Annotated in this window: 8 protein-coding genes; 5 read left to right on the forward strand and 3 right to left on the reverse strand. The window is 72.1% G+C overall.

From position 1 onward, the window contains the following. The first annotated feature begins 180 nt into the window (after positions 1–180). A complete protein-coding gene (locus ACH4YP_RS25120) occupies positions 181–1,182 on the forward strand; it encodes a methyltransferase (RefSeq protein WP_361070009.1) in 1,002 nt (333 codons plus the stop codon). Between the two features lie 169 nt (positions 1,183–1,351). Here the strand turns inward: ACH4YP_RS25120 and ACH4YP_RS25125 are convergent, their stop codons facing one another. Together ACH4YP_RS25125 and ACH4YP_RS25130 are read right to left on the reverse strand one after the other, a co-directional pair. Continuing rightward, complete coding sequence (locus ACH4YP_RS25125; protein WP_361070012.1) at positions 1,352–2,338, reverse strand: ketoacyl-ACP synthase III; 987 nt, start codon at positions 2,336–2,338, stop codon at positions 1,352–1,354. A gap of 444 nt (positions 2,339–2,782) precedes the next feature. After that, a complete protein-coding gene (locus ACH4YP_RS25130; protein WP_361070015.1) occupies positions 2,783–3,412 on the reverse strand; it encodes a TetR family transcriptional regulator in 630 nt (209 codons plus the stop codon). A gap of 91 nt (positions 3,413–3,503) precedes the next feature. On the opposite strand from ACH4YP_RS25130, the gene ACH4YP_RS25135 reads away from it, so the two are divergent. After that, positions 3,504–5,138: an MFS transporter gene (locus ACH4YP_RS25135; protein ID WP_398492585.1), complete on the forward strand. Its 1,635-nt coding sequence runs from the start codon at positions 3,504–3,506 to the stop codon at positions 5,136–5,138. On the opposite strand, the gene ACH4YP_RS25140 is transcribed toward ACH4YP_RS25135, so the two are convergent. Further along, positions 5,131–5,985 (reverse strand): LLM class flavin-dependent oxidoreductase, encoded by an 855-nt coding sequence (locus ACH4YP_RS25140; RefSeq protein ID WP_361070021.1) that lies wholly within the window; start codon positions 5,983–5,985, stop codon positions 5,131–5,133. The two genes, ACH4YP_RS25135 and ACH4YP_RS25140, sit on opposite strands and share 8 nt — an antisense overlap. Before the next feature lie 138 nt (positions 5,986–6,123). Between ACH4YP_RS25140 and ACH4YP_RS25145 the strand changes: the two genes are divergently transcribed. From ACH4YP_RS25145 to ACH4YP_RS25155, 3 genes are all read left to right on the forward strand, one after another. After that, positions 6,124–7,683, forward strand: a complete 1,560-nt coding sequence (locus ACH4YP_RS25145) for an FAD-dependent monooxygenase (RefSeq protein ID WP_398492587.1) — start codon at positions 6,124–6,126, stop codon at positions 7,681–7,683. A gap of 39 nt (positions 7,684–7,722) precedes the next feature. Beyond that, positions 7,723–8,718: a methyltransferase gene (locus tag ACH4YP_RS25150; RefSeq protein ID WP_361070025.1), complete on the forward strand. Its 996-nt coding sequence runs from the start codon at positions 7,723–7,725 to the stop codon at positions 8,716–8,718. Between the two features lie 104 nt (positions 8,719–8,822). Beyond that, on the forward strand, positions 8,823–9,914 hold the full coding sequence (locus ACH4YP_RS25155; RefSeq protein ID WP_398492589.1) for a GDSL-type esterase/lipase family protein: 1,092 nt from the start codon (positions 8,823–8,825) through the stop codon (positions 9,912–9,914). Positions 9,915–10,056 lie beyond the last annotated feature (142 nt).

Consider the following 10,056-nt stretch of genomic DNA (forward strand, 5'->3'; position numbering starts at 1 on the left):
TCAGCCGTCTCGTACCGGATCGGTGGAGCGAGCCTCGCGCGGCGGACTCGAAGCCGCTTCGACTCCCCATCCACCCTCCGCCGTCGCGCCTCCGGCTCCCTTCAGCGGCGCTCCAAAACAGCTCAACCGGAGTGGGCCAGGCTGCGCGACGACAGGTGTCCGGCGATGAAAGGAACGGCCATGGTGACCGACGTCACGGCGATCACCCGGTTGAACACCGGCTACGCGGAGTCGAGGGTTCTGCACAGTGCGGTGGAGGTCGGGGTCTTCCAGTTGCTCGCCGGGGGGCCGCTGAGCACCGCGGAGATCTGTGCGCGGCGCGAGCTCCACCCCCGGCTGGTGGAGGACTTCCTGGGTGCGCTCGTCGCGCTCGGGCTGCTCGTCCGAGAGGGCCCCGGGTACGCCAACAGCGCCGTGGCCCAGGAGGTGCTCGTGCCCGGGGGCCCGCTGTTCCTCGGCGGGCGGGTGAAGGCCGCGGCCCAGCGGCACTACCACACCTGGGGCCGGCTCACGGAGGCGCTGCGCGACGGCCGGCCCAAGGCGAAGCTGGGGCTCGACGCCATGGAGCGGCTCTACTCCGACCCGGTGGCGGCGCGCGCGTTCTTCAGCCACATGGACGCCAACAACGCCGTCGTGGCACCGCAGTTGGCCGCGCGGGTCGACTGGTCGCCGTACCGCTCGTTCGTCGACGCGGGTGGGGCGCGCGGCAATGTGGCGGCGGAACTGGTCCTGGCCCACCCCCACTTGGGCGGTCACGTCATGGACCTGGCCCAGGCGGAGCCGCTGTTCGACGAGTTGATGGCCGAGCGAGGCACGACGGACGGGGTGACGTTCCACCCCGGGGACTTCTTCACCGACGAGCTGCCCTCGGCGGACGTCATCCTCTTCGGGCACGTGCTGCACGACTGGTCGGCCGAGCAGTGCCAGGAGTTGGTGAACCGGGCGTTCCGCGCGCTCCCCTCCGGCGGCGCCCTCGTCGTCTACGACCAGATGCTCGACGAGGAGGCCCCGGACCTGCGCAGCCTGATCGGCAGTCTGAACGTGGCGCTGCTGAGCGAGGGCGGCTCGGAGTACACGGTGGCCGAGTTCCGCGCGTGGGCGGAGAAGGCCGGCTTCCGCTTCGACCGCGCGGAGCGCCTGGCGCGCGGCAACGACACGATCGCGATCGCGCACAAGGACTAGAGGGACCGGACGGACCGGGTCGTCCACGGCACGGCTGCGGGGCACGGTTCCCGGAGACTCACAAGGACTCGAGGTCCGGTGGTCTTCCGGGACCGTGCCCCGCAGCCGTGCCGTGGGCGGTTGCCGGGGGCCGGTACCAGGTGCGGTACCAGGGGTGTCGGTAGCGGGGTCAGTACCAGGTGAGGAGGACGGCCCCCGCGGTCATGCCTCCGCCCACCGCGGCGAAGACGATCCGTTCACCGCGCTCCAGCGGGCGCTCGCGATGGGCGTGGCACAGGGTCAGCGGGAGGGCCGCCGCGCCGGTGTTGCCGAAGTACGGCGCGCTGAGCGGTACACGGTCCATGTCGACGCCCAACTGCCCGGCAACCGCCTCGACCAGTCGGCTGTTGCCCTGGTGGACGATGAAGCGGTCGATGTCGTCGGCGGTGTACCCGCGCTCGCCGAGCACGTCGTCGATGGCCTTCGGGATGCTGTGCAGGGCGTAGTCACGCACCGGCCGGCCCTGCATCCGGAAGTAGTGGCGGCCCGCCGCCCGCGCGGCGTCGTCGGCGGGCTCCCGCGTGCCGCCCGCCACGACCTCGACGAGTTCCTGGCTGTCGCCGTCGGCGATCAGGCTGGTCGCATGGATGCCGTAGCCGTCCGGCACCTGGCCGAGCAGGACGGCTCCGGCCCCGTCGCCGAAGAGGGCGACGGTCCTGCGGTCGGACCGGTCCATGATCGTCGAGTACATGTCCACGCCGACGACGAGCGCCGTACCGCTGCCCGCGTCGCGCGCGAGCATCGCGTCGGCGACGCTGAGCGCGTAGACGAAGCCCGCGCAGACGGCGTTGACGTCGAAGGCCGGTGTGGTGGTCCGTACACGCAGCAGGTTGTGCATGCGCACGGCGGTGGAGGGCTGCGGCTGGTCCGGGGTGGAGGTGGCCAGAACGGTGAGCCCCACCTCGTCGAGGGTGCGGGGCGAGACCGCGAACAGGTTCTGGACCGCCTGGGCCGCGAGCTCCGAGGTGGTCACTCCGGGCGCGGCGTACCGCCGGTTGTGGATGCCCGTACGCTCGGCTATCCACTCTTCGGTGGCTCCGGTCCACGTGGTGATCTGCGCGTTGTCGATGACATGCGGCGGGGTGAAGGCGCCGAGACCGACGATTCCGGTGGGCAAGGCTGACTCCCTGACGGTGGTGGCGAAGAGCGAAGGGCTCCGGTCCCTGAGGCCCGGGCGTGGGCGGCCGTCGGCGCGGCCGGGAACGGTCCGCGGCGAGCCGGAGGAGAGCGCACGCCGGGAGGGCGGAGCACCCGGAGCGAGGAGGAGAGCCGGGCTCCGGGGTCGGCCGCGATGCGGGGACCGCGGACGCCGGTCGCCCTTCTCTCCGTCACGCCACGGGACTGACCAGTCCGTTGATACCGGTACGGGCTCGAGGGCGGCGTGAGCTCCGATGGAGCGACGCCGGGCCCGGGCCCCATCGCGGGCCCACGCTCGCGGGTCCGCGGGTCACCGGGTCACGGTTCACCGGTCCACGCGCCTACGCGGCCGCGGGTCCGCGGGCTCGGCCCGCAACGGTGGTCGGTCCGGTGGCCCGGCCGCTCCGGCCCCGCCCCGCCCGTGTCACCGCAGGGTCTTCTCCAGCAGGCCGAAGGCGCGTTCGGCCTCGGCCGCGCACTGGGGGTGGACGGCGGTGGGGGTGTCGCCGGCCAGCATGCGTTGCACGTTGCGGACGATCAGGGTGCGCTGCACCGAGATGATCTGGCTGGCCAGGGCGCTCGGCACGATGGTGTGCGCGGGCTCGCCGAGGGCCTCGGCGAGCGCCTCGGCGAGGACCGCCTCGCTGTCCGTCCACTGCTCCAACAGACGCAGCTTCAGGCTGGGTGTGGACATCACCATGCCCTGGTAGGCCAGGAACTCGTCGTAGTCGGCGAGGCCGGTGATGGGATCGCGCGTCTCGAGACCGGCGAGGAAGTGCCGGCGCAGGGCGGCCACGGGCGACTCCCCCGGCTGCCGGGTCCGGACGACCCGGGCGGGCTCGCCCTTGTGGTCGCGGATCGGGAAGAGGACGAGGTCCTCCTTGGCCGGGAAGTAGTTGAAGACGGTCTTCTTGGACACCTCGGCGGCGACCGCGACATCGGCGACCGAAACCTGGTCGAAGCCGCTCTCCAGGAACAGCGCGAGCGCCGTGCTCGCGATGTGCTCCGCCGTCCTGAGCTTCTTGCGCTCCCGAAGTCCCAGCTGATCCGTCATGACCGGATCCTAACAAGTGTTTTCATCCAGGGCACAGTTACGACGGCGGTAAAACTTGTCTCGGTGTAAAAATACCCCTAGCGTAAGCTTCATGACTGACACCACGAAGGGCATGTACGCACCCGTGTACGACGGCCCGGTCCTGCTCATGTCCACGGCCAAGGTCAAGATGGTGGCCGCCTCGTGCATCACCGTCCTGCTGCTGGCCATCCTCGACATCAACATCGTTTCCGCCGTCGCGTGGAAGATGGTGAACGACCTCGACCCGGTGCACGGGATCAGCAAGCTCCCCTGGCTGACCTCGTGCTACGCCCTGGCGGACTGCATCGTCGTACCGCTGTACGGCAAGCTCGCCGACGAGTACGGGACCAAGCCGCTGATGGTCTTCGGACTCGGCGTCTTCACTCTCGGCTCACTGCTCTGCGGGCTGGCCCAGAACATGACCGAGCTGATCATCTTCCGTACCGTCCAGGGGCTGGGCGCCGGCGGACTCACCGCGATCACACTCGTGGTCACCGGCATCCTCTTCGGTGATCAGGAGGAGGACGCGGAGGGACCCATCAAACCGTCCAACGCGGTCGGCATCGGCGCCTCGGTGATGTTCGGCCTCGGCCTGGCCCTCGGCCCGACGCTCGGCGGCCTCATCTCCGACAGCCTGAACTGGCGCTGGGTCTTCCTGCTCAACCTGCCCATCCTGGTCGCGGCCTTCCTCGTCATCGTCTTCGCGCTGAAGATGCCGACCAACCCCGTCCGGCGGAAGGTCGACTTCCTGGGCGCCGCCCTGCTCGGCGGCTTCGGAGCCTGCGCGCTGCTCGTGGCGGAGTGGGGCGGCGCCAGGTACGCCTGGGGGTCCGGCACGATCGTCTCGCTGGCCGTCGGCGCGGGACTGCTGGTGGTGGCCTTCGTGTGGCGTCAGGTCACCGCTCCCGAACCGCTGGTGTCGCTGGCACTGATGCGCAACTCGGTCTTCCGGGCCATGGTGCCGATGTCGCTCATCGCGGGTGTCGGCGTGGCGGGCGGCCTGCTGTACGTCAGCGGCTATCTGCAGGTCGGGCGCGGACTGAGCACCGGCCGCTCCGGTCTGCTGATCGTGTGCATGGCGGTCGGCATCCTGGCCTCGATCCCGGTGGCCAAGGGCATCGTCACGCTGTTCGGCAAGTTCAAGTACCTGCTCGTCGCCGCCGGTGTGTTCCAGGCCGTCGTACTCGTCCTGTTCGGCCGGCTCGGTCCCGACACCAGCTACTGGCTGATCGGCGCGGGCTGCTTCGTCCTCGGCATCGGCATGGGGCAGTCCCTCGGCCTGGGGCTGCAGTACATGCAGAGCTCGGTGGACAAGGAGGACCTGGGTGTCGCCACCAGCTCACTGCGCTTCTGCCAGCAGCTCGGTGCCACGGCCGGTTTCGCCCTCTACAGCACGATCGTGGCGCGCTACCTCGACGCCCACCTCGGCAGTGCGGCGGGCGCTGCGAACGTGAACGGCAACCTGGACACCAGCGCGCTGTCGACGCTGCCCGCGGATCAGTACCGCGCGGCCGTCGGCGTGTTCATCGACGCCACCAACGTGGTGTTCGTCGTCGCGGGTGTGGTCTCCCTGGCGGCCGGTCTGGTGGCGCTCGTCATCCGTGAACAGCGCTACCGGAAGAGCGCCGGGGATTCCTCCCCGGCCCCCGTACCGGCTCCGGCCGCGCAGGAACCGTCCCTCGCCGCCGACCCCAGGGTCAGCTGAGGAGCACCGCGCGGGCCTCGGCGAGCGGTTCGCACTGCGCCCGCCAGTCGGCCCCGAACGGGATCAGCACCAACTGCTCGACCCCGGCGTCGAGATAGCGGGCGAGCCGCCCGGCGAGTTCGGACGGCTCGCCCGCCACCGCCGTCTCGGCGGCCCGCTCGGGATCCAGGCCGAGTCGTGCGCCCAGAAATCCGGCGAGAGCGTCGACGGAGCCCCCGGCGGCCACGATCACGACGCAACCGGTCCGGGGCACGGGCCGCTCGTACCGCTCCGCGTACTCCTTGAGCCGTCCGGCGGCGGCGGCCACCTCCCGAGGCGGGGTCGCCGCGGCCAGCCAGCCGTCGCCGTGCCGGGCGGCCCGCCGCAACGCGGCCTCGGAGCCACCGCCGATCCAGACGGGTGGCATCTGAACCGCGGGGCCGAGCCGGGGCTCTCCCCGGCCGGCCAGCAGCTCCGGGAGCGCGGCCAGCGCCCGGTCGGTCCTGGTCCCCCGTTCCGCCATCGGTACTCCGGCCGCCGCCCACTCCAACGGCGCGTCACCGCCCACGCCGACGCCGAGGACCAGCCGGCCCCCGGACAGGTACTGCAGCGAACCGATCTGTTTGGCGGCCCATGCCTGCGGGCGCAGCGCGAGTTGCAGCACGCCGAAGCCGAGCCGTACCCGGCCGGTCACCGCGGCCGCGGCGGCCAGTGCGACGGTGCTCTCCAGGATGGGTCTGCCGTCGGTCAGGTGGTCGCCCACCCACACCGAGTCGAATCCAGCCCGCTCGGCCGCGCGGGCGGCCTCGGCCACGTCCGGGATGTCCTCTCCCGCGGTCGGCAACGACACACCTATGTCCAGTCTCATGTGCTCAGCCTGAGCAGCCGCCCTTGAGCCGGAGTCCAGTCGACGTTGAACCCGTCCCCGCACGCTGGCGGCCCCGGCGGCCAGAGTCCGAGAGTCTGCCGGGATCGGAGGACGGGCCCCAGCGGCGAGGAGGACGACGTGGACACGGACGTGGTGGTGGCGGGCGCCGGACCGGTCGGGCTGATGCTCGCCTGCGAGCTGCGGTTGCAGGGCGTCGACGCCGTGGTGGTCGAGCGGCTGCCCGGACCGGCGGACGACAACCGGGCCCAGGCGCTGCACGGCCGCACGATCCCCGTACTGGACCGCCGGGGGCTGCTGCCGCGGTTCCGGGAGGCCGAGCGGGAACTCAACGGCGGGGGAAGCGACAGCCATCGCAAACGGCCGCTGCCCAAGGGGCACTTCGCGGGGATCACCGGGCTGCGGCCCACCGTCCCCGACCCGGATCCCGAGATACCGCCCGTCGTCTTCGTGCCCCAGTACGTCACCACGCGCCTGCTCGGCGAGCGCGCCGCCGAACTGGGCGTCACCGTGCACCGGGGCAGTGAGATCACCGGCGTGGACCAGGACGCCGACGGGGTGACCGTACGGACCGACGGCGGCCCGGCGCCCGCACTGCTGCGGGCCCGCTACCTGGTCGGCTGCGACGGAGCGCGGAGCCTGGTGCGCCGACAGGCATCGATCGCCTTCACGGGCACCGGCGCCACGCTGTCCACCCTCGCCGCCGAGGTGCGTCTCGACGACCTGACGGACGTGCCGACCGGCTGGCATCGCACCCGGCACGGCTGCACGGTGATCTCCCCGCACCCCGAGGGCGGGCACAGCCGGGTCGTCGTCATCGACTTCGGCGGCCCGGACCCCGACCGCGCGGCGCCGGTGACGCTCGGCGAACTGCGGGAACGGCTGGCCGGCGTGCTCGGGCGCAAGGTCCCGATGAGCGACCTGAGGACCGCGCAGCGCTACTCCGACGCGGCCCGGCTCGCCGACCGGTACCGCTCGGGACGGATCTTCCTGGCCGGTGACGCCGCCCATATCCACTACCCCGTCGGCGGGCAGGGCCTCAACATCGGCCTCCAGGACGCGGTGAACCTCGGCTGGAAACTCGCCGGGCAACTGCACGGCTGGGCGCCACGGGAACTGCTCGACACCTACCACTCCGAGCGCTACCCGGTGGCCGCCACGGTGCTGACGCACACCCGCGCCCAGGTCGCGCTCCTCTCCCCCGATCCCCGGATCGACCCGCTGCGCGAGCTGTTCACCGACCTGATCGGCTTCGAGCAGGTGAGCCGGTATCTCTCGGAGAAGATGTCCGCCGCCGATGTGCGCTACGACATGGGCGGGGCCGAACCGGACCCGCTCATCGGGCAGTTCGCGCCGAGCCTGCGGCTGGAGACCGGGCAGGGAACACGCCGGCTGGCCGACCTCATGCACGGCGGCCGCCCGGTCCTGCTCGACCTGACCGACCCCGCGGACCCCGACCCCGCCGAGCCCGCCGCGGCGGCCGCCCCCTGGGCCGACCGGATCGACGTCCACGCGGGCCGGTGCACCACCCACCCCGGGTACGCGGCCATGCTCGTACGCCCCGACGGGTACGTCGCCTGGGCCTGCGACCCCGAGGACGCGCCGGACTGGGTCGCCAAGGACCTCAGGGACACGCTGCTGCGGTGGTTCGGCGCACCCGGCCCGCAGCAGACCCGCTGAACCAGGAACCCACCGAACAGCATCCCGAAAGGAAGCGACATGGCTGACGCCCCCTGGGCATCCAGGCTGATGGACATGGCCGAGCTGACCACCCCGATGGCGATCCGGGTGGCCGCCACCCTGCGCGTCGCCGACCACATCCTGGCCGGCACCACTCAGGTGGACGCGATCGCGGAGCTGGCCGAGGTGGATCCCGGCGGACTGATCCGGGTGCTCAGGCACCTGGCGGCGGTCGACGTGCTCCGCGCGACGGGCTCCGGCCACTTCGAACTCACCGATCTGGGCAAGGAGTTGTGCGAACAGGGACCCGGCGACCCGCGCAGTTGGCTGGACATCACCACCGCGTCCAGCCGCGCCGACCTGGCCCTGGTCGGTCTGCTCGACGCGGTCCGGATCGGGAAGCCGGTCAGCACCCAGGACTGGGGCGACCTGGACTCCGACGTGGAGCTGTCGGACTCGTTCGACGACCAGATGGCCGTCGGCGCCGCGGCCAAGGCCCCCGCTCTCATCGAGGGGTACGACTGGAGCACCGTCGAGCACGTGGTGGACGTCGGCGGCGGCAACGGCACCCTGCTCGCCGAACTGCTCAAGGCACGGCCGCACCTGCGCGGCACCGTCGTCGACCGGCCGAACCCGGTCGAGGGCGCCAAGCGCAGACTGGCGGCCGAGGGGCTGACGGAGCGGACCGCGACCTCCGCGCAGAGCTTCTTCGACCCGCTGCCGAGCGGCGGCACGGTGTACCTGCTGTCGGGCGTGCTCCACGACTGGCCCGACGCGGACGCCGCCCGCATCCTGGCCCGCTGCGCGGACGCCGCGGGCTCCTCGGGCCGCGTACTGGTGATGGAGTCCCTGGTCGAACCGGACGACATCCGCCCCTCGACCACCGGGATGGACCTGATGCTGCTCGTCGTCACGGGCGGCCGGGCCCGCTCGGCCGAGGACCTCACGGAGCTGGCCGGCACGGCCGGGCTTGCCCTGAAGGCGTCCTCAGCGCTACAACCGCCGCACTCGCTCCTGGAGTTCACCGCCCGCTGAACCGCCTCCGCACCGCACGGCGTGCCGGTCCGGGCTCCCCTCCCGGACCGGCGCGCGCCGCTGTACCGAACCTCGCGTCACCGCGACGGAAAGGGAGTACCGACATGCCGACGCAAGACACCGCCCCGGTACGGGTGGGCCGCACCATCGAGCCGACCGACCCGGTGCTGACGTACCGGGGAGCCGTGTCCCTCCAGCAGCGGGACGGCTGGCTGGCACCCTGGCGGGCGCCCCACGAGGAGGCGTACCTCTACTTTCCACGCGGCAAGGTGGGCCGGCTCGCGCACACCTCCGGCATCCGGGTGTGCCTGCGCACCGACAGCCCGTGGATCTCCTGCCGGTACGAGGCCGTCGGTGCGAAGGTCGTCCCGGGCGAGCCGACGCCGCCGGACGAGCCGGCGCTCCTCGACGTGCTCTGTGACGACGTGCTGGTCCGCACGGTCGGGCTGGAGGTCGACACCGACGCCACCCTGCACATCGAGGATCTGCCGGCCGGCGAGAAGCTGGTCGAGCTGTGGCTGCCCACGCTGCACCAGTTCCGGATCAGGGAGCTGCGGGTGGCGCAGGGCGCCTCGCTCGCCCCCGACACCACCCGGCGGCCGCGCTGGATCCACTACGGCGACTCGATCGACCACGGCCGGGGAGCCGCCTCGCCGAGCCGTACCTGGCTGGCGCTGGCCGCGCGTGCCGAGGGACTCGATCTGCAGTCGATGTCGTTCGCGGGGGACGGAAGCCATCTGCAGCCGATGTTCGCCCGGCTCGCCCGGGATCTGCCGGCAGATCTCATCTCGCTGCGGGTCGGCATGTCGCACTTCATGGACGGCGACGGTTTCGTGGACTTCCCGTCCAGCCTCATCGGCTTCGTACAGATCATCCGGGAGCGCCGACCCGACACCACGATCGTGCTCGGCTCGTCGGTGTACTCCCCGTTCTGGGACACCCTGCCGAACACTCCGACGGCGGCCGACTACCGCACGGAGGTCGCCAGGGTGACCGAGTTGCTGCGCCGTCACGGCGACGAGAACGTGCACTTCCTGGACGGCATGAAGGTCTGGGGCCCCGAGTACGGGCTGGACCTCTACATCGAGAAGCCGGACAGGTACCCGACGCACCCGAACGCGCCCGGCCACGAGCTCTTCGCGGCGAGTTCCCGGCGCGAGATGGCCGCCATCGGGGTGCTGCCGGTCAAGGGCTGAGGCCTCGGACGCGGGGGCGGGGGGGGGGGGGGGGCCCCCCCCCCCCCCCCCCCCGCCCCCGGGGGAGACCGGGTTTGCCGCCCCCCACCCGGGGGCCCCGCCCCCGCGGGGCCCCCGAACACGGGGGGGCCCCCGGGGACGG

Origin of the sequence: Streptomyces sp. NPDC020747 (genome assembly GCF_044334695.1) — a bacterium.
In the GTDB taxonomy this organism is placed as follows: Bacteria; Actinomycetota; Actinomycetes; order Streptomycetales; family Streptomycetaceae; genus Streptomyces.